Below are 18,032 nucleotides of genomic sequence, written 5' to 3'. Positions count from 1 at the left end.
GCGATGTTGGTTGCCTCATCGCTTCCTGCTCTTCACTCGGAAGGCGGGCTATCCCGCTATCTCAAGGAGATCCATCGGTTTCCGCTGCTCGAGGCATCGGAGGAAGCCGAATATGCGAGGCGATTGCGCGATTGCGGCGATCGTGACGCCGCCTATCGGCTGGTGACGAGCCATTTGCGGCTCGCGGCCAAGATCGCGCTGCAATATCGCCGCTATGGCCTCGCCATCGCCGACCTCATCTCGGAGGCCAATGTCGGGCTGATGCTGGCCGTCAAGCGGTTCGATCCCGAGAAAGGCTTCCGGCTCGCGACCTATGCCTCCTGGTGGATCAAGGCCTCGGTTCAGGAATACATCCTGCGATCATGGTCGCTCGTCAAGCTGGGCACCACTGCTGCGCAGAAGAAGCTGTTCTTCAACCTGCGCAAGCTGAAGAACAAGCTTGGCGTCGCGGAGGATGGCGAGCTCCGGACGGATCAGCTGACATCTATCGCCCAACATCTCGACGTGAGGGAAGCCGACGTCGCCGAGATGAACGGCCGGCTGCGCGGCGACATCTCACTCAACGCGCCGATCAGCGTCGAGACGGAAGGCGACCAATGGCAGGACCGGCTGGAGGATCCCTCTCCCGATCCGGAGAGTCTGCTGCTGGACGCGGCCGACCGTGAACGCACCAAGGCTGCCCTCGCCGATGCACTCGCTGCGCTGACACCGCGGGAGCGCAGCATCGTCGAGGCGCGATATCTCGGAGAGCCGCAGCAGACGCTGGATGCGCTCGCCGGCAAGTTCGCCATCTCGCGCGAGCGCGTCCGGCAGATCGAGCAGCGCGCGCTGCAGCGGATCAAGGCGAAGATGTCCGCGCGTCTCGATGAGGCGCGTTTTGCGACGTCGCATTAGGCGAGCGAAGGAGGATGCTGATCGGCCAAGGCCGATCAGCATCCTCTGCAGATATCGGGGACGAGACGTTCGGGCGAAAACTCCCGGCTCCTGCGCTCGGTCTGGCCGGACTTCTCAGGATTGCTCCGAGACGCTCCGACGGAACTGGTCGCAAGCTGCCGGGCGGGCTCGGCCGAGCTCCGCATCTCCGCGCGAGGCGTGTCGGCCTCCTTGGCCTGGAGCCCATTGGCCATACCCAACATAGCGACGGCGAGGACAATGCCTCTCATCTGATGATCCTCCTTTCGCCTGAGCGATGAGTGGCTGAACGATGAGGAGCGGCCTCGCGGGCCGCTCCCCGCTTTCAGCTCATGGCGGGCTCGGACGTGCCCTGATCAGGCGGCGTGACATCGAGCGGGATGCCTGACGGTCCCAGCATGGGCGACAGCAGCGTGTCCACCTTCATGGTCGGGCTACCCCGGTCCCAGCTCGACCACGGCATCGTGTCGAGATGGGGGATCGGCGGCAAGGCGAGCCGTTCGAATGTGTCCGCCGTCCTGGCGGCAGGCCCCGGGCTTTCGGCGCCGAAGGCGGCGAAGGGCACCAGCGAGAGGCCGGCGCCAACGGCCAAGGCGGCGAGCCGCCGCAGCGTTTTCCGAGTGGTTTCCCCGCGAGCGGAGAAAGCACGATCCTTGATCATTTCATCCTCCTTTCGTTCGAGAGCACAATCATAAATCTAATGGCAAGCGAGCCCGGCCGTACGGCCGGGCTCGCTCGTCGTCAGAAGTCCATCGCCGGAGCGCTTGCCGCTTCCATCTTCTTCGGCTTGTCGGCCACCAACGCTTCAGTCGTGATGAGCAGCGAGGCCACCGAGGCCGCGTCCTGCAAGGCGGTGCGCACCACCTTGGCAGGATCGATCACGCCGGCCTGCACCATGTCCTGGTACTCGCCGGTCGCGGCATTGAAGCCCCAGGTGTAGGTCTGGTTCTCGAGCAGCTTGCCGACGACGACGGAGCCGTCCTCGCCGGCATTCTGCACGATCTGCCGCGCCGGGACCTGGATGGCGCGGCGCACGATGTCGACGCCGGCCTTCTGGTCGGCATTGGCGGTCTTGACGCCGTCGAGCGCCTTGAGCGCGCGCAGCAGCGCCACACCGCCGCCCGGCAGGATGCCTTCCTCGACCGCAGCCCGTGTCGCATGCAGAGCGTCGTCGACGCGATCCTTGCGCTCCTTGACCTCGACCTCGGTCGCGCCGCCGACGCGGATCACTGCGACGCCGCCGGCGAGCTTGGCGAGGCGCTCCTGCAGCTTCTCGCGGTCATAGTCGGAGGTGGTCTCCTCGATCTGCGCCCTGATCTGCTGGCTGCGCGCCTCGATATCCTTCCTGGCGCCGGCGCCGTCGACGATCGTGGTGTTCTCCTTCTCGATCACCACCTTCTTGGCGCGGCCCAGCATCTTCACCGTGACGTTCTCGAGCTTGATGCCGAGATCTTCGGAGATCACGGTGCCGCCGGTGAGGATCGCGACATCCTCCAGCATCGCCTTGCGGCGATCGCCGAAGCCCGGCGCCTTCACCGCGGCCACCTTCAGGCCGCCACGGAGCCGGTTGACGACCAGCGTCGCCAGCGCTTCGCCCTCGACCTCCTCCGCGATGATCAGGAGCGGCTTGCCTGACTGCACGACCTGCTCGAGCAGCGGCAGCATGGCCTGCAGGCCCGACAGCTTCTTCTCGTGGATCAGCACATAGGGATCCTCGAGCTCGACCCGCATCTTCTCGGCGTTGGTGACGAAATAGGGCGAGATATAGCCGCGGTCGAACTGCATGCCCTCGACCACTTCGAGCTCGGTGTGCAGGCTCTTGGCCTCCTCGACCGTGATCACGCCCTCGTTGCCGACCTTCTGCATCGCATCCGCCAGGAAGCGGCCGATCTCGGTGTCGCCGTTGGCGGAGATGGTGCCGACCTGGGCGATCTCGTCGTTGGAGGTGATCTTCTTGGCGTGCGACTTGAGGTCGGCGACGACCGCGTCCACGGCAAGGTCGATGCCGCGCTTGAGGTCCATCGGATTCATGCCGGCAGCGACGGACTTGGCGCCTTCCTTGACGATGGCCTGCGCCAGCACGGTCGCGGTGGTGGTGCCGTCGCCGGCGAGATCATTGGTCTTGGAGGCGACCTCGCGCACCATCTGGGCGCCCATGTTCTCGAACTTGTCCTCCAGCTCGATCTCCTTGGCGACGGTGACGCCGTCCTTGGTGATGCGGGGAGCGCCGAACGATTTCTCGATGACGACGTTGCGTCCCTTGGGACCGAGCGTGACCTTCACCGCATTCGCCAGTGTGTCGACACCCCGCAGCATCCGCTCGCGGGCCTCGGTCGAGAACTTCACGTCCTTGGCAGCCATGTTGCAAAACTCCTTTCCGTTCGATGATCGTCCGCGTTACGCCGCCTTCTTCAGCGTGCCGGCCTGCCCGGTGACGCCGAGAAGATCGCTTTCCTTCATGATCAGGAGCTCCTCGCCGTCGATCTTGACCTCGGTGCCCGACCACTTGCCGAACAGCACCCGGTCGCCGACCTTGACATCGAGCGGCACGAGCTGGCCCTGCTCGTTTCGCCCGCCCGGCCCCACGGCGATGACCTCGCCCTGCTGCGGCTTCTCTTTGGCGGTGTCGGGAATGATGATGCCCCCGGCGGTCTTCTCCTCGGCATCGATGCGGCGCACGAGCACGCGGTCGTGCAACGGGCGGAAATGCATGCACATCCTCCTTGCGTAGGTTCAGCGATGTCCAAAATCCGGGTCCGGAACCGGCCCCCGGGCGGCAAACCACCTAGGAACAGGCCGAATTCCGTTCAAGGGTCTCGGCGGGAAAAAATTGTCGCAGGGGCGCGCCCGCCCGGAGGGAGCGGCGCAGGGACCGGCGGAAGAATTCGACGGCCGGCAACTATGCGTTAAGATGCACGGGTTCGTCCCCGAGCGAGAAGTGCACAACCATGCCGCAACAATTCGACCGGTCCGCAGAAGATCTCGGCAACGCCATCCATTTCGAGCACGTCAACATCCAGGTCCCGGACCAGCGCCTCGCCACGCTGTTCTACGTCGCCGGGCTCGGGCTCACCCGCGATCCCTACCTGATGGTCTCGGACACCAACATGTGGATCAACGCCGGGCGGAGCCAGTTTCATCTGCCGAGCGGCCGGCCGCAGGTGCTGCGCGGACACATCGGCCTGGTCATCGAAGGCCGCGAGGCGCTGCTGGCGCGGCTTGCGTCGGTCGCGAAGAAGCTCGAGGGCACGGCGTTCGCATTCACGGAGCACAACGACCATGTCGAGGCGGTCTGCCCCTGGGGCAACCGCGTGCGCTGCTACGAGCCCGACGCCGCGCGGTTCGGCCGGATCGCGCTCGGCATTCCCTATGTCGAGTTCGACGTGCCGATGGGAACGGCGGCCGGCATCTGCGCCTTCTACCCTGAAGTCATGGGCATGCCGGCGAGCTTGCGGAACGGCGATGGCACCGTGGCCGCCGTGAAGACGGGCCGCAACCAGCATCTGCTGTTTCGCGAGACCGACCGGCCGCAGGCCGATTATGACGGCCATCACGTGCAGATGTACATCACCGATTTCTCCGGTCCCTACCGCAAGCTGCTCGCGCGCAAGCTGATCTCGCGCGAAGACAATCAATACCAGTACCGGTTCTGCGACATCGTCGATCTCGACAGCGGCAAGAAGCTGTTCACGGTCGAGCACGAGGTGCGCTCGGCGACCCATCCGATGTTCATGCGGCCGATGGTCAACCGCAATCCGGCGCTCAACAACCGCAACTACGCCTACGGCCACGACGAGTCGGCTTGGGCGATGGGGCCGGATCAGTACGAGGGGTGATCTAGGGCAGATTGTCCCGCAGGAAGATGTCGATGCGGATGCGTTCCTGGTCGGGGCTGATCGGCTCGCCCGAACAATGCGCGAGCAGGACCCGCGCCGCAGACCGCGCCTCGTGGCCGGCATCCTGGTTGATGACGGCGTCGAGCGTGCCGCGCACCAGGAACCGCCTGGTGTGCTCGGTCAGCTCATGGGTGATCCAGACCACCTCGCGCGCGCGGCCCGAAGCCTCGAGCGCATCGGCGATGCCGCGGTTGCCGGCGCCGCAGCAATAGATGCCGCGGAGGTCGGCATGGCGCGCCAGCAGCGCGGCCGTGAGCTCCCGCGTGCGGTCGCTGTCGTCGCGCCCCTCGATGACGGGTAGTGCGGAGAGGTTCGCATACTCGCTCGACAGGATCTGGTGGAAGCCGAACTGCCGTTCGGTGTGATCGCGCAGCGACAACGATCCCGCAATCACGGCGACGGTGCCCTCGCGCTCCGAGAGGAAGCGCCCCATCAGCGTGGCGGCGGTGCGGCCCGCGGCCGGATTGTCGATGCCGACATAATGCACCCGGGACGAGCTCGGCGCGTCCGACACCAGGGTGACCACGGCAACCCCGCGCGCGACGAGCTCGTCGATCGCGGCGCGAACCCGGGGATGATCGAGCGCGATGACGGCGACGCCCTGATAGGCCGGCGAGAGGTTCTCCAACGCACCCGCAAGGACGTCGGGGTCGAACACGTCGACATGGTGGATGTCGATGAAGCCGCGATGGCCGGCGAGCCAATCCGCGGTGCGCGCGACCTGCTCGGAAAGGTTGGTCATGAAGCTGTTGTTGCCGGTCGGCAGCACGAAGGCGAAGCGGAAGGTCTGCCCGCGGGCAAGCCGCGCCGCGGCAAGATCGGCGCGATAGCCGAGCTTTGCCACCGCAGCCTCGACCCGCGCGACGGTCTTGGCGCGGACACCCTCGCGCCGGTTGACGACGCGATCGACGGTGGCGAGCGACACGCCTGCCGCGCGCGCGACGTCCTCGAGCGTGGCCCGAAGCACCGGCTGGGTCGCGCCTTCAGTCATTCGCGCGCGGCCCACAGCATGCCGCGGGTCATCAAGGTCCGGATCTCCGGGACGTCGAGCTCGTAGGCGCGGTGGCCCAGCGAGGAATAGAACACCCTCCCCGCGCCATAGCGCTTCTTCCACACCACGGGCATCACCACGCCCTCGATCCAGGGCGCGTGCTCACCGCTGAAGGTCGTCGTTGCCAGGACCTCGATGGCGGGATCGACATGCATGTAATATTGCTCGGACCGGTGCTCGAAGCTCTTCAGACCCGTCATGATCGGATCGTCAGGCTTCGTCAAGTCCACCCTGTAGTCGATGATGTTGCCGGGATGGGCGACCCACTGCCCGCCGCACAGGAATTGGTAGTCGACCGATTCGCGGAAGGCATCGCACATGCCGCCGTGATGGCCGGCAAGCCCGACGCCGCTGCGCACCGCGTCGCAGAGGTTGAGCGCTTCCGCCTTCTCGATCTTCGACATCGTGTAGATCGGTATGATCAGCGACAGATCGTGGATCGCGGGATCGGCGAAGGCTGCCGTCGTGGTTTCGATCCGCACCTCGAAACCTTCCGCCTTCAGCCAGCCGCGGATCATCGACGCGCAGAGATCGGGATCGTGTCCCGGCCAGCCACCCCATACAATCATTGCCTTGCGCATGGTCACTCCCTCAATCGATCTGTCCGGTTTCGCGTCCCGCCGGCAGCATCGCCGGCCGCTCGACGCGGCTCTCGATCCTGACGCGGCGGCCCTCGTCGGCGGAGGTCTGGAACGCCTCCATCACCTCCAGCACATGGAAGGCGAGCGCGCCGCTGGCGCGATGCGGCCGGTCGTTCAGGATCGCGGACGCCATGTCGGCGACGCCGATGGAGCGGAACTCGCCCTCGACGTGACCGTGCGTCAGCGGCATCGGCTCCCATTCGCCGCCGGTCTTCGCCACCTGCACCTCGCCGCCGAAACGATTTGGGTCGGGCACCAGCATGCTGCCCTTGTCGCCGTAGATCTCGATCGGCGCATGCCGATGTTTCGGCACGTCGAAGCTCATCGTGATCGACACGACAGCGCCGCTCTCGAACTCCAGTGTTCCGGCGACATGCGTCGCGACCTCGACCGGAATCAGCGCGCCGTTCATCGGCTGGCTGGTGACGAGGCGCTCGGCCTTGGGGCGCGCGGTCGAGCCCATCACGCTGGCGACCGGACCGAGCAATTGCACGAGATCGGTGATGTAATACGGCCCCATGTCCAGCATCGGTCCGCCGCCGCGCAGGTAATAGAAGCCCGGCGCCGGATGCCAGCGCTCGTGGCCGGGGCAGCCGAAGAAGGCGCTGCCCGCGACGGGCGTGCCGATCGCGCCGTCGTCGATCAGCTTGCGCGCGGTCTGATGGCCGCCGCCGAGGAACGTATCGGGCGCGCAGCCGACGCGCAGGTTCTTCTGCGCGGCAAGCTCCATGACCTTGCGCGCCTCGGCGACATTGATGCCGAGCGGCTTCTCCGAATGGACGTGCTTGCCGGCGTTCAGCACCGCCAGGCTGACGTCGGTGTGGGCGAGCGGCACCGTGAGATTGACGACGATCTCGACATCGTCGCGCTTCAGCAATTGGTCGACCCGCATTCCCGGCAAGCCGAAGGCCGCGCCCTGGCGCTCGGCAACCTCGCTTCGCATGTCGGCGAGCGCCCTGACCTCCATGACGGGAAAGCGCTGGGCCGCCTTGAGGTAGGCGGTGCTGATCACACCGCAGCCGATGATTCCGATGCCGACTTTTCTCATTGTGGTCTCCTCAAGATACGGCTCATCCCTTGACCGCGCCTGCGGTGAGGCCGGCCACGATGTGCTTCTGCGCCAGCAGGAACAGGATGATCGTGGGCAGGATGGTGAGCGTGATGAAGGCCAGGATCAGGTGCCATTCGGACGAGTATTCGCCCTGGTAGACCATGATTCCGAGCGGCCAGGGGTACAGCGCATCGGTGTTCAGCATCACCAGCGGCAGCAGATAGGCATTCCAGCTGTTGACGAAGGTGATGGTGCCGACGGTCGCCAGGATCGGCCGCGACAGAGGCAGCGTCACATAGCGGAAGAACTTGATGTAGCTGCAGCCGTCGACCAGCGCGGCCTCGAGCAGTTCGTATGGAATGTCCTTGAAGAAGCGGCGTAGCAGCAGCACGCTCATGGCGAGGCTGAACGCCACCTGCGGCAGTGCGACGCCGAAATAGGTGTCGAGCAGGCCGAGATCCCGCACCTTGATGAACAGAGGCAGCACGGCGGTCGCGGCCGGAAACAGCAGGCCCAGCGTCAGATAGCTGAGCAGCATCGATGAGCCGAAGAACCTGACATGGGCGAAGGTGAACGCGGCCATCGACGCCGTGATCAGGGTCAGCGCCACCGCCAGTGTCGAGATAACAAGGGAGTTGCGCAGCAGCTGCCAGTAGCGCGCGGAGAACAGGATGTCGGCGTAGTTCTGCCACTCCCATCGTGCGGGCAGGCCGAATGGATTGACACGGAGCTCGCCGAGCGACTTGAAGCCGCCGAGCAGGGTCGCGAGCAGCGGCACCAGGACGAAGATCGCGACCAAGCCGAGGAACACCGCCTTGAACAGCACGGCGGGATCGAATGCGCCTCTGGCGCCGGCACTATTCATCGCGCATGAACCATCGCTTGTAGGTGAAGGCAAAGGTCACGCAGATCGCGAACAGGATGACGCCGATGGCGCTGCCATAGCCGACCCGCATGCGCGAGATGCCGTTGTTGTAGAGAAAGCTCACCAACGTGTTCGAGGAGTCGGCCGGTCCGCCGCGCGTCAGCGGCATGACGAGATCGAACAGCTGCAGCGAGCCGATGATGGCGAAGAACACCGACAGGCGGATCGTCGGGTAGAGCAAGGGGATCACGACGTGGCGCAGCGTCTGCGTCCGTGTCGCGCCGTCGATGCGGGCGGCCTCGACCAGGTTCTTGTCGAGGCTCTGGAGCGCCGCGATGAACAGCATCATGTGGAAGCCGAAATACTTCCAGACCACCACGATCAGCACCGCCAGCATCGCCGTGTCGGTCGAGGCGAGCAGATGCGGAGGCTCGGCGCCGAAGGTGCGCCAGATCGAGGCGACGAGGCCGTAATCGCCGTCATAGACGAAGCTGAAGATCAGCCCGGTCGCGATCTCGGCGAGGATGTAGGGCATGAAGAACAGCATGCGCAGCGCCACGGCGCCGCGAAACTTTTCGGCCAGCATGAGGGCCAGCGCGAGCGCAAGCGGCAGCTGGATCGCGAGCGAAACGGCGATGATCAGGGCGTTGTTCCGCAGCGCGAGCCAGAACGCCCGCGTCTCCAGCACGAAACGGTAATTGTCGAGGCCGATCCAGTTGGTCGGCCTGCCGAAGCCGTTCCAGTTGAAGGCGGAGTACCAGGCGGCCTCGCCGATCGGTAGCACCACGAACAGCGTGAACAGCAGCAGCGCGGGCGGCAGGAACAAGATCAGGACGGTGAAGCGGCCGTCCGAGGCCGGGCCGCGCAGCGTCTGGGGAGCCGCCTCGCCGGCAACGCCGATCGGCGAGGTGATCGCGATCCGCCGCGCCACAATCAGTTGCCCTGCTTGTAGGCCGCTTCGATCGCTTTCGCCGCGTCTTTCGGGCTCATGCTGCCGCCGGCGATCTCCGCCGTGACGTCGTTGACGACGCGGCCGACCGAGGGGCCGAGGCTCTGGTCATAGAAATTCTGGTGATAGTTCGACTTCGCCAGATTGGCCGCGATCTGCTTCATGAAGGCGCTGTTGAGGCCGGCCTCACCGCCCTTGACGACGGGAACGATGAAGTTGCCGGCGGCAAGCCGCGCCTGCACGTCCTTCGAGATAAAGAACTTGAGGAAGTCGGTGGCTTCCTTGGGCGCCCCCTTGGTGATCAGCCAGCCGGTGATGCCACCGAGCGTGTCTGACGGCTCACCCTTGCCGCCGGGTACGACCGGAAAATCGAACCAGCCAAGCTTGTCGTCGCTGAGACCGACCTTGTCGGCGGCAAGCGCGCGCTGGGTGTGATAGAAGGACGAGATGGCCAGGATCATCGCGGCCTTGCCGTCGCCGAAATAGCCGACGGCCTGCGGATTCTTGAAGCCGAGGAAGCCGTTCTGGAAGGGCTGGAGATCGACCAGCTGCTTGAACAGCTCACCGGATTTCTGGAAGGTCTCCCCGGCGAAGCCACCATTCTCACCCTTCAGCGCTGCATCGAAGGCCGGCTTGCCGCCGACGCGCACTGCGAGATGCGTCCAGTAGAAATGCAGCGGCCATTTGTCGGCACCGCCAACCACAATCGGCGTCACACCCGCGGCCTTCAGCGTTTTCACCGCGCCGAGCAGATCGTCCCACGTCTTGATCTTGCTTGCATCGACATTCCCCTTGGCCATCAAGTCCTTGTTGTAGAGGAAGCCGACCTGCGAGAGCGCGGTCGGCAGGCCATAGACCTTGCCGTTGCCGGTGAAAGCTGCGAGCGCTGCCGGTGCGATCGTGTCGCTGTAGCCGCCGCCCTTCACAGAATCGGTGATGTCCTCCAGGACGCCGGCCTCGATCTGGGTCTTCAGCACTCCGCCGGCCCAGCTATAGATGATGTGCGGCCGGTCCTTCGATTGCAGGATGGTCGGCAGCTTGGCCTTGTAGGCCTCGTTCTCGAGGAACTGCATCTCGACCTTCACACCGGGGTGCGACGCCTCATAGCTGCGTGCGACCTCCTCCCAGATCTTCACCTGGGCCGGGTTGACCTCGATGTGCAGCCATTTGACCGTGGTGTCGGCTGACGCGGAACTGGCCCAAAGCAGGCATGCGACAGCAGCGAGTCCCAGTTTCCCGAGCAATCTCATCACATCCTCCCGACGACTTTTATTCTTTGACGCAATCCTGCCCTCAATTTTTGAGGTACGCAACACAAAATCTGATCTATGCACCTCACCAACGGAATGGCTAAGGTTTGGAAAAGAGCCGGTTGCGGTGTGCCGCGCCGGCCGCAACAAACCGAGGTGCCCAATGGCTGCCATCTATTCCGACCTTGCCGGCAAGGTCGTGCTCGTCACCGGCGGCGCAGCCGGAATCGGCGCTGCGATCGTGCGGCGCTTTGCGGAGCAGAAATCCAAGGTGGTGTTCTTCGACATCAAGGTCGAGGAGGGACAGCGCCTGGCGCGTGAGCTGTCCGAGCAGGGCCTGGCCGCGCATTTCCAGCACGTCGATCTCACCGACATCCCTGCGCTGCGTGCCGGCGTCGTGGAGGCACGCCAGGCTCATGGCCCGATCAACATCCTGATCAACAACGCCGCGCATGACGAGCGGCACAACACCGAGGAGATGACCCCGGAATACTGGGACGACCGCATCGCGGTGAACCTGAAGCACCAGTTCTTCGCGTCGCAGGCCGTGTTGCCGGACATGAAGGCGGCCAATGCCGGCGCCATCGTCAATTTCGGCTCGGTGTCGTGGATCGCAGGACAAGGCGGCATGGCCGCCTACACCGCCAGCAAGTCGGGCGTGATCGGGCTGACGCGCTCGCTGGCGCGCGACTACGGTCCCTACAACATCCGCGTCAATGCGATCGCGCCGGGCTGGATCATGACCGAGCGGCAGCTCGAGAAATGGATGACGCCGGCCGGCGAGATCGAGCTGCAGCAGCGGCAATGCCTGAAGCGGCGGCTCATGCCGGACGAGGTTGCAAAGTTCACAATCTTCCTCGCCTCCGACGAGGCGTCCGCCTGCACGGCCCAGCACTACATCGTCGATGGCGGCTGGGTCTGAGATGGCTTGAGGATCAGTCGGATCAAGGACGCAAGGGATCAGGCCGGTCGCCGAGACCGGCTGGCGCCGTGGTCGCGCGAGGCCGACCGATGCCCTGGCTCAAGGTCTTGCCGCTGGCGACAGCCACGAAGTGCAGCGAGGCGCAAGCGGGACAACGGACCGGGACGTGCGTGTCCGCGGCGTCGGAGGCTGTGCCGGGAAGCCAGTGCTGCACGTTCATGCCCGTGCGGGGGCATTTGAAGATGACGTTGCGCTCCATGCTGGAGATATGCGCCCGGCGCGGCGAGCTGGAAATTGCGGGCCAGTACTTACGCAGATGTCCTGAACGGACCCACGCGGGAAGCGGTGAAGACTTCGCGCAGCGCTTGTGAGCGGGTGCCGATCGAAGCGTTCGGTCGCATGCCGCCGCCTCCTTTGAGCTGGATCAAGACATGGTTGTGACGCCGGCGCTAACGTTGTGTCGCCAGAGCATGGACGCCGATCAGGAGAACCGGCATGCTTGCCGACATTAACACCGAGGATCTCACAGAGGTCGTGCGCTACGCGCTGGAGACGACCCGCGCGACGACGGCCTGCCCGTTCCATTGCGACGTGATCGTCCGCATCGGCGATGACGCCGCCGAGAGTCACGCCTTCGAACGTGCCAAGCGAATCGTCAGATGCGACGGCGCGAAATGGGACAAGGAGGCTCTTAAGGCCGAGCTCGGCCGCCAACTCGGAGCAGCCGCAGACGGCCGTTGCCCGAAGTGCGATCCGACCGCCTCGTGCATCTAATAGAGTGCGAGGCGATTTGCAGGATTTGCGGCGGCGCCACGCGCCGGCGAGGAAGCCGGTGCAGATCGACGCCGCTCCGGCGACCCAACTTGTGTGAAGGCCGCAGATGGAATCTGCACCTGGCCTGAACGACGCGCGTCGTGCATCAGAGGTCAGAATTCCCGTGAAACTGACAAAGCCGATCGCCTCCATCATGCGCGGGAGATCCAAGACGGATACTCCGCCGCCGGACGGGGACGACGACCGTCAGCTGCCGCCATCGCCCGAGAGGCGACAGGTCGTCGACGAGTACGCCGACAACTTGCGGAAGATCATCCGAAGACTGCTTGGAAGGCTGAACTGACAGCGCTTGGGCGCATGATCGGGCGCCCGTGGTGCGGCCGCGCTTGGATAGACCGGCTCGCGATGGACTTCGCGGCCACCGTGTCACCTGCCGATGAGACCCGCTCCCATCACCGACAGGCGGACGGTGCACTCATACGATGCTATCCCTTCTTCTCGTCCAGCAGCTTGGACACGCGACGCAAGCCGAGCAGATAGCCCTGGGTGCCGAAGCCTGCGATGACTCCATCAGCCCGTTTGGAGACAAACGAGTGGTGGCGGAATTCCTCGCGCTTGTGCACGTTGGAAATGTGCACCTCGATCACCGAGCCCTCGAACGTATTCAAAGCATCCAGGATGGCGACCGACGTATGGGTGAAAGCCGCGGGATTCATCACGATGCCGACAGCCGTCTCGCGCGCCTCGTGGATCCAGTCGATCAACTCGTATTCTCTGTTGGACTGATGAAAGCGAATCTCCAGTCCAAGCTCGCTGGCCAGTGCCCGGCAATCCCGCTCTACGTCCGCAAGCGTCTCGTGACCGTAGATGTGGGGCTGACGTTTTCCGAGCAAGTTGAGATTTGGCCCGTTCAGGACGTAGACAAGACGGCTCATGGAAGTACTCCGTTCAGTGATGGGCGAGGATCTCGCCAAGGAACTGCCTGGTGCGGGCGTGCTGCGGATTGCTGAAGAAAGCGTCGGGAGCGCTTTCTTCGATGATCTGCCCATCAGCCATGAAGATGACGCGGTCGGCGACCTGGCGGGCAAAGCCCATCTCGTGGGTGACGCAAATCATGGTCATGCCATCGTTGGCGAGGCCTATCATCGTATCGAGCACCTCCTTGACCATCTCGGGATCGAGCGCCGAGGTCGGTTCGTCGAACAGCATCACCTTGGGCTGCATGCAGAGCGCACGCGCGATCGCGACACGCTGTTGCTGACCGCCGGAAAGCTGAGCCGGGTACTTCTCGGCCTGATCACCGATCCGCACACGCTCGAGGTATTTTCGCGCGGTCGCTTCCGCCTCGCTCTTGCTGGCGCGGCGCGCGCGAATTGGGGCGAGCGTACAGTTCTGCAACACCGTCATATGCGGGAAAAGGTTGAAGCTTTGAAAGACCATGCCGACGTCCTGACGCACGACATCGATCGCCTTGATGCTGTCGTCCAGCCGATGGCCGTTCACCACGATGCTGCCCTGCTGGATCGGCTCGAGGCGGTTGATACAGCGGATCAGCGTCGACTTGCCTGAACCGGACGGACCGCAGAGCACGATCTTCTCACCTTTGCGCACGGTGAGATCGACGTTGCGGAGGGCCTGGTAGCCGCCGTACCACTTCTGCACGCCCTTCATTTCGATCAGGATCTGGTCCTGCATGCTGGTCTCCGCCGTTGGGCGGCGGCCAACGCAGATCGCGTCGGCCGCTCGCAGTGGCTACTGGACGGTGAAGGGAACGCCGGGGACAGAATCGGGGAAGACGGGCACCGGGACCTTCATCCATTTGGCGTAAAAAGCGGCCAACTTTCCGTTCGACTTGATCTGGTCGATGAACTTGTTGGCCGTCTCGTTCCACTCCTTGTCGCCCAGGCGCGTGCAGGCTCCGTTGTAAAGGGCTGTGAAGTGAAGCTTGGGCTCGAACCCGAGCTCCGGCTTTGCGGCGTTGAGGCGCTGGGGATAAAACAAGTTCGCGCCGACCGCCTGGACCTGGCCGGAGAGCAGCGCCTGGATCGTAGCCGCGTCATCGTCGAACCTGCGGATCTCGGTCCCGGACGGGGCGTTGTTGGTCACCTGAGTATCCTGCGTGGAGGACCTGGGAACGCCGATGACGAATTTCTTCATGTCGGCATTGCTGTTGATCGCTGTCGCCTGGGCGGCGACAAGCGTGATCTCGTTGGCGACGTAGGGCTTGGAATACTGCACCGCCTTTGCGCGCTCGGGCAGCATGGCCATGGTCGCGAACAGAATGTCGACGCGGCCCGTGGTCAGCGCGGGAATACGATTGGCAACCGCCAGCGGGACGAACTCGGCCTTCACGCCGAGATATTCGGCGAAAGCGCGGCCCATGTCCGCATCGATGCCATCCTGCTTTCCCGAGCTATCGACATAGCCCCACGGTGGATTGTCGCCCTGGATGCCGATGACGACGACGCCCTTCTTCTTCACGTCTTCCAGCGTGCCCGCCTGCGACTTGTCTGCCATGGCGATTGCCCCGAGCGTCAGCAGCGCAATGCCGAGCTGGCGACGACTGAGTGAAAACAACATGAAATTCCTCCTCCTTGGTGATGGCTGTTTGTGATTGGATGGGTGCGCCGTTCCTACCTTTGGCTGGCCAGGGCGAGCCTGGCTTCCATCCGACTGCCCCACCACGAGAGTGGCCAGCAGAGGACGAAATACATTGCGCCGACCACGCCGAAGACGAGCAGCGGCTGGAAGGTCTGGTTCGACACGATCTGGCCGGCGCGAGCGAGCTCGATGAAGCCGACGATGGCGGCGAGCGACGTGCCCTTGATGAGCTGAACGAGATAGCCGATGGTTGCCGGCAGCGAGATGCGGATCGCCTGCGGCAGCACGATGTCGCGCATGCGCGACGAATAGTGCAATCCAAGCGCCATCGCCGCCTCGGTCTGGCCGCGCGGCACGGCCTGGATCGCTCCGCGCCAGATCTCGCCAAGGAAGGCGGAGGCGTTCACGGTGAAGCCGATCGCCACCGCGACGAATGCGTCGAGCTTCAGCCCGGTCAGCGCCAATCCGTAGTACACGACGAAAAGCTGCAGCAGCAGCGGAGTGCCCTGGAATATCCCGATGTAAATGCGGATGACCCATTCCACGCCCTTGTGACCACAGGTACGCAGCAACGCGACGGCCAGCCCCGCCGTGCAGCCGCCCACGAACGCGACCAGCGTCAGCAGTATCGTCCATTGCAGCCCACGCAGCAGGAAGCCGAACTCGGCAAGACCAAAATGCGGTGTCATGATCGCTCCCTCAGCGTGTCGGATATGAGAAGAAGCGGTGAGAGATGATCGCAAAGCCCAGCATCAACAGCCATGAGATCGCGAGGTAGAGGAAGGTGACGGAGAAATAGACCTCGAAGCTGCGGAACGTGTCGCTTTCGATGCGCTGCGCAACCGACGTCAATTCGTAGGCCGACACCGCCGAACAGATCGACGAGGTCAACGTCAGCATGATGAACTGCCCCGTGAGCGAGGGATAGATCGCACGAAGCGCGGGCTTGAGCACGATGAACCGGAACACCTGCCCTTTGTGCAGGCCAAGCGCGTAGCCGGCCTCAACCTGTCCCTTGTTTATGGATTGGACGCCACCGCGGATGATCTCGATGGCGTAGGCGCCGCCATTGACACCGAGCGCGATGATGGCGGTAGCGGTCGGGTTGAGCTTCAATCCGACGAGCGGCAGGGCGAAGAACAGGAAGAAGATCTGCACCAGGAAAGGGGTATTGCGCACGACCTCGACGAAGCCGATCACGAGAGCACGCAACCAGGCCGTTTTCGAATCGCGTGCCGCGACGCCGGCGACACCGATCATCATCGCGAGCGCCATGCCGGCAAGCGCCAGGCCCAACGTACCCACACACCCCCACAGCAGTGCGGGCATGGCATGCCAAACCACCGAGAAATCGAGCGTGTAGCCCATCTTGCGTTTCCTCTCGGGCGTTGTACGTGCCGCTCGCCCATCGGCCGGGTGTCACCCTCCCAGGGATGCAAAAGTGGCGAAGAAAACGTCCGGATCAGGCGAGATGCCCGTGAACAGGCGGAATGCTTCGGTGCCCTGGAAGATCGCCATGCCGCCACCATCGACGGTGCGGCAGCCGAGGGCACGCGCCGTGCGCAGCAATGCGGTTTCCAGCGGGAAGTAGACGATTTCGGCGACCCAGAGATCGGGGCGCAGCAGCGCCGCCGGCAGCGGTGTGCCCGCATATTTGTCCATCCCGATCGGCGTCGCGTTGACAATTCCGTCTGCCGCAGCAACGGCTGCTGCTACATCCTGGCCGGTCCTCAAGCGCCCTACTGCAAACCGGGAGGACAAGCTTTCCACCAAACCCTGCGCTTTGACCAAGTCGACGTCGATGATGGTCAGTTCCCGCACGCCGAGCTTCATCAGCGCGAAAGCGACCGCCGCGCCTGCGCCGCCGGCGCCGAATTGAACGACGCGACCGAGCGATGCACCTTGCATGTTGCGGCGAAAGTTCTCGGCGAAGCCGAACCAGTCGGTGTTGTGGCCGATCATTCGACCGTTGCTGATGACCACTGTGTTCACGGCACCAAGCGCCTCCGCGTCTGGCGAAAGTTCATCCAGGAGTGGAATGATCGCCTGCTTGCAGGGATGGGTCACGTTCAGCCCGTCAAAGCCCATCCGCCTCGCCGCCGCGAGCAATTCCGGCAATGCCTCCACGCCGAGCTTCAACTCGGCCAGATCGATCTTCTTGTAGAGATAGCGGATGCCGGCAGCGTCGGCGGCCGCTTCGTGCATGGGCGGGGTGCGGGACGCCGCGATGCCGCTGCCGATCAGGCCGACGAGAAAGCTGGATTTCGGAGGGATGCTCGGCATCGTCGTTCAGCTCAACGGCACGGTCAGTTCGGCGATGACCTGAGCCGTGCCCGGCCTGACGCCCCGCCACCAGGCGAAAGCTTCGGCCGCCTGCTCGACCAGCATGCCGACGCCATCGGCCAGCCTGGTGACACCTTCAGCACGGGCCGCCTGCAGAAAGGGAGTCAGTCCCTTGCCATAGGCGAGCTCGTAGGCCAGCTCCGCACCGCGGAAGACATTGCCTGGAAGTGGCGGCATCTCACCGCGCAGGCTGGCCGATGTCGCGTTGATCACGACGTCATAGCCTTCGGCAAGGTCGGCGAGTTCAGTGTAGCCGCTGACGATCAGGGGACCGCGGCCGGCAAACTCTTCGGCCAATGCCACCGCTTTCGACAGCGTTCGGTTGACCAGAACCAGCTCGGACGGCTCCTGGCGCAGGAACGGCAGCAGCGCCCCGCGCGCCGCTCCTCCGGCGCCGAGCATCAGGACGCGGCGGCCGGTCAGCTCAAGGCCGAGATTGACCGTGATGTCACGCACGAGGCCGATCCCGTCGAAATTCTCGCCGATGATCCGATCACCGACGAACTTCAGGCAGTTTGCGGCGCCAGCTCGCTCGGCGCTTTCCGAAAGCTCGTTGGCATATTCGAAGGCATCGAGCTTGAACGGAGCGGTGATGTTCAGCCCCTTGGCGCCCTCTGTCCGGAATTGATCAACCCGTTCGTTGAAGCCATCGAGTGGTGCCTCGATCGCCTCATAGACGAGATCCTGTCCCGTCATTCTGGCGAACGTGCCGTGGATGAGGGGTGACTTGCTGAAGCCGATCGGATTGCCAATCACCGCATAACGATCGCTCATGGC

Annotated in this window: 20 protein-coding genes; 4 read left to right on the top strand and 16 right to left on the bottom strand. The window is 64.2% G+C overall.

What is annotated here, in order from left to right:
- The first annotated feature begins 3 nt into the window (after positions 1-3).
- Positions 4-894, top strand: coding sequence for an RNA polymerase sigma factor RpoH (gene rpoH / locus AC24YW_RS26510; RefSeq protein ID WP_487485488.1), 891 nt, complete (start codon positions 4-6; stop codon positions 892-894).
- Between the two features lie 343 nt (positions 895-1,237).
- Here the strand turns inward: rpoH and AC24YW_RS26505 are convergent, their stop codons facing one another.
- From AC24YW_RS26505 to groES, 3 genes are all read right to left on the bottom strand, one after another.
- Positions 1,238-1,573, bottom strand: coding sequence for a hypothetical protein (locus AC24YW_RS26505; protein WP_487485487.1), 336 nt, complete (start codon positions 1,571-1,573; stop codon positions 1,238-1,240).
- 80 nt (positions 1,574-1,653) lie between these two features.
- Entirely contained in the window at positions 1,654-3,273 is a 1,620-nt protein-coding gene (gene groL / locus AC24YW_RS26500) for a chaperonin GroEL (RefSeq protein WP_487485486.1), read from the bottom strand.
- 36 nt (positions 3,274-3,309) lie between these two features.
- A complete protein-coding gene (gene groES / locus AC24YW_RS26495; RefSeq protein WP_487485485.1) occupies positions 3,310-3,624 on the bottom strand; it encodes a co-chaperone GroES in 315 nt (104 codons plus the stop codon).
- A gap of 236 nt (positions 3,625-3,860) precedes the next feature.
- On the opposite strand from groES, the gene AC24YW_RS26490 reads away from it, so the two are divergent.
- Entirely contained in the window at positions 3,861-4,748 is an 888-nt protein-coding gene (locus tag AC24YW_RS26490) for a VOC family protein (protein WP_487485484.1), read from the top strand.
- A gap of 1 nt (position 4,749) precedes the next feature.
- Here the strand turns inward: AC24YW_RS26490 and AC24YW_RS26485 are convergent, their stop codons facing one another.
- The 6 genes from AC24YW_RS26485 to AC24YW_RS26460 are packed head-to-tail and all read right to left on the bottom strand — an operon-like array spanning position 4,750 to position 10,615.
- Positions 4,750-5,799: a LacI family DNA-binding transcriptional regulator gene (locus AC24YW_RS26485; protein ID WP_487485483.1), complete on the bottom strand. Its 1,050-nt coding sequence runs from the start codon at positions 5,797-5,799 to the stop codon at positions 4,750-4,752.
- Positions 5,796-6,440, bottom strand: a complete 645-nt coding sequence (locus AC24YW_RS26480) for a ThuA domain-containing protein (protein WP_487485482.1) — start codon at positions 6,438-6,440, stop codon at positions 5,796-5,798. Before AC24YW_RS26480 ends, AC24YW_RS26485 begins: the two co-directional genes overlap by 4 nt.
- A 10-nt stretch (positions 6,441-6,450) precedes the next feature.
- Positions 6,451-7,548 carry a Gfo/Idh/MocA family protein gene (locus AC24YW_RS26475; RefSeq protein ID WP_487485481.1) on the bottom strand — a complete coding sequence of 366 codons (1,098 nt, stop codon included), beginning with the start codon at positions 7,546-7,548 and terminating at the stop codon, positions 6,451-6,453.
- Positions 7,549-7,570: 22 nt separating this feature from the next.
- On the bottom strand, positions 7,571-8,416 hold the full coding sequence (locus AC24YW_RS26470; RefSeq protein ID WP_487485480.1) for a carbohydrate ABC transporter permease: 846 nt from the start codon (positions 8,414-8,416) through the stop codon (positions 7,571-7,573).
- A complete protein-coding gene (locus AC24YW_RS26465) occupies positions 8,409-9,347 on the bottom strand; it encodes a carbohydrate ABC transporter permease (protein ID WP_487485479.1) in 939 nt (312 codons plus the stop codon). Before AC24YW_RS26465 ends, AC24YW_RS26470 begins: the two co-directional genes overlap by 8 nt.
- Positions 9,348-9,349: 2 nt before the next feature.
- Entirely contained in the window at positions 9,350-10,615 is a 1,266-nt protein-coding gene (locus AC24YW_RS26460) for an extracellular solute-binding protein (RefSeq protein WP_487485478.1), read from the bottom strand.
- A 163-nt stretch (positions 10,616-10,778) separates the two neighbouring features.
- On the opposite strand from AC24YW_RS26460, the gene AC24YW_RS26455 reads away from it, so the two are divergent.
- Both AC24YW_RS26455 and AC24YW_RS26450 read left to right on the top strand, forming a co-directional pair.
- The gene (locus AC24YW_RS26455) at positions 10,779-11,537 is read left to right on the top strand and encodes an SDR family NAD(P)-dependent oxidoreductase (RefSeq protein WP_487485477.1); all 759 of its coding nucleotides are present in this window, start codon (positions 10,779-10,781) and stop codon (positions 11,535-11,537) included.
- Positions 11,538-12,032: 495 nt separating this feature from the next.
- Positions 12,033-12,311 carry a hypothetical protein gene (locus AC24YW_RS26450; RefSeq protein ID WP_487485476.1) on the top strand — a complete coding sequence of 93 codons (279 nt, stop codon included), beginning with the start codon at positions 12,033-12,035 and terminating at the stop codon, positions 12,309-12,311.
- A gap of 485 nt (positions 12,312-12,796) precedes the next feature.
- Here AC24YW_RS26450 and aroQ read toward each other — a convergent pair whose 3' ends face one another.
- From aroQ to aroE, 7 genes are read right to left on the bottom strand one after another with little or no spacing between them, the layout of a single operon-like run.
- The gene (aroQ, locus tag AC24YW_RS26445) at positions 12,797-13,246 is read right to left on the bottom strand and encodes a type II 3-dehydroquinate dehydratase (protein ID WP_487485475.1); all 450 of its coding nucleotides are present in this window, start codon (positions 13,244-13,246) and stop codon (positions 12,797-12,799) included.
- 13 nt (positions 13,247-13,259) lie between these two features.
- Positions 13,260-14,006 (bottom strand): amino acid ABC transporter ATP-binding protein, encoded by a 747-nt coding sequence (locus tag AC24YW_RS26440; protein WP_487485474.1) that lies wholly within the window; start codon positions 14,004-14,006, stop codon positions 13,260-13,262.
- A 57-nt stretch (positions 14,007-14,063) separates the two neighbouring features.
- On the bottom strand, positions 14,064-14,891 hold the full coding sequence (locus AC24YW_RS26435; RefSeq protein ID WP_487485473.1) for a transporter substrate-binding domain-containing protein: 828 nt from the start codon (positions 14,889-14,891) through the stop codon (positions 14,064-14,066).
- 53 nt (positions 14,892-14,944) lie between these two features.
- Positions 14,945-15,601 (bottom strand): amino acid ABC transporter permease, encoded by a 657-nt coding sequence (locus AC24YW_RS26430; protein WP_487485472.1) that lies wholly within the window; start codon positions 15,599-15,601, stop codon positions 14,945-14,947.
- A 10-nt stretch (positions 15,602-15,611) separates the two neighbouring features.
- The gene (locus AC24YW_RS26425; protein ID WP_487485471.1) at positions 15,612-16,280 is read right to left on the bottom strand and encodes an amino acid ABC transporter permease; all 669 of its coding nucleotides are present in this window, start codon (positions 16,278-16,280) and stop codon (positions 15,612-15,614) included.
- A gap of 51 nt (positions 16,281-16,331) precedes the next feature.
- Positions 16,332-17,195: a shikimate dehydrogenase gene (locus tag AC24YW_RS26420; RefSeq protein WP_487485470.1), complete on the bottom strand. Its 864-nt coding sequence runs from the start codon at positions 17,193-17,195 to the stop codon at positions 16,332-16,334.
- A 6-nt stretch (positions 17,196-17,201) separates the two neighbouring features.
- The gene (gene aroE, locus AC24YW_RS26415) at positions 17,202-18,029 is read right to left on the bottom strand and encodes a shikimate dehydrogenase (protein WP_487485469.1); all 828 of its coding nucleotides are present in this window, start codon (positions 18,027-18,029) and stop codon (positions 17,202-17,204) included.
- Between the last annotated feature and the right edge of the window lie 3 nt (positions 18,030-18,032).

The organism is Bradyrhizobium sp. USDA3516 (assembly GCF_057651995.1).
This window is presented reverse-complemented; position numbering and strand designations above follow the sequence as displayed.

Bases quoted from the DNA above. Each gene is read 5' to 3' on its own strand.
- rpoH (WP_487485488.1), top strand. From the start codon at position 4: ATGTTGGTTGCCTCATCGCTTCCTGCTCTTCACTCGGAAGGCGGGCTA.
- AC24YW_RS26505 (WP_487485487.1), bottom strand. From the start codon at position 1,573: ATGATCAAGGATCGTGCTTTCTCCGCTCGCGGGGAAACCACTCGGAAA.
- groL (WP_487485486.1), bottom strand. From the start codon at position 3,273: ATGGCTGCCAAGGACGTGAAGTTCTCGACCGAGGCCCGCGAGCGGATG.
- groES (WP_487485485.1), bottom strand. From the start codon at position 3,624: ATGCATTTCCGCCCGTTGCACGACCGCGTGCTCGTGCGCCGCATCGAT.
- AC24YW_RS26490 (WP_487485484.1), top strand. From the start codon at position 3,861: ATGCCGCAACAATTCGACCGGTCCGCAGAAGATCTCGGCAACGCCATC.
- AC24YW_RS26485 (WP_487485483.1), bottom strand. From the start codon at position 5,799: ATGACTGAAGGCGCGACCCAGCCGGTGCTTCGGGCCACGCTCGAGGAC.
- AC24YW_RS26480 (WP_487485482.1), bottom strand. From the start codon at position 6,440: ATGCGCAAGGCAATGATTGTATGGGGTGGCTGGCCGGGACACGATCCC.
- AC24YW_RS26475 (WP_487485481.1), bottom strand. From the start codon at position 7,548: ATGAGAAAAGTCGGCATCGGAATCATCGGCTGCGGTGTGATCAGCACC.
- AC24YW_RS26470 (WP_487485480.1), bottom strand. From the start codon at position 8,416: ATGAATAGTGCCGGCGCCAGAGGCGCATTCGATCCCGCCGTGCTGTTC.
- AC24YW_RS26460 (WP_487485478.1), bottom strand. From the start codon at position 10,615: ATGAGATTGCTCGGGAAACTGGGACTCGCTGCTGTCGCATGCCTGCTT.
- AC24YW_RS26455 (WP_487485477.1), top strand. From the start codon at position 10,779: ATGGCTGCCATCTATTCCGACCTTGCCGGCAAGGTCGTGCTCGTCACC.
- AC24YW_RS26450 (WP_487485476.1), top strand. From the start codon at position 12,033: ATGCTTGCCGACATTAACACCGAGGATCTCACAGAGGTCGTGCGCTAC.
- aroQ (WP_487485475.1), bottom strand. From the start codon at position 13,246: ATGAGCCGTCTTGTCTACGTCCTGAACGGGCCAAATCTCAACTTGCTC.
- AC24YW_RS26440 (WP_487485474.1), bottom strand. From the start codon at position 14,006: ATGCAGGACCAGATCCTGATCGAAATGAAGGGCGTGCAGAAGTGGTAC.
- AC24YW_RS26435 (WP_487485473.1), bottom strand. From the start codon at position 14,891: ATGTTGTTTTCACTCAGTCGTCGCCAGCTCGGCATTGCGCTGCTGACG.
- AC24YW_RS26430 (WP_487485472.1), bottom strand. From the start codon at position 15,601: ATGACACCGCATTTTGGTCTTGCCGAGTTCGGCTTCCTGCTGCGTGGG.
- AC24YW_RS26425 (WP_487485471.1), bottom strand. From the start codon at position 16,280: ATGGGCTACACGCTCGATTTCTCGGTGGTTTGGCATGCCATGCCCGCA.
- AC24YW_RS26420 (WP_487485470.1), bottom strand. From the start codon at position 17,195: ATGCCGAGCATCCCTCCGAAATCCAGCTTTCTCGTCGGCCTGATCGGC.
- aroE (WP_487485469.1), bottom strand. From the start codon at position 18,029: ATGAGCGATCGTTATGCGGTGATTGGCAATCCGATCGGCTTCAGCAAG.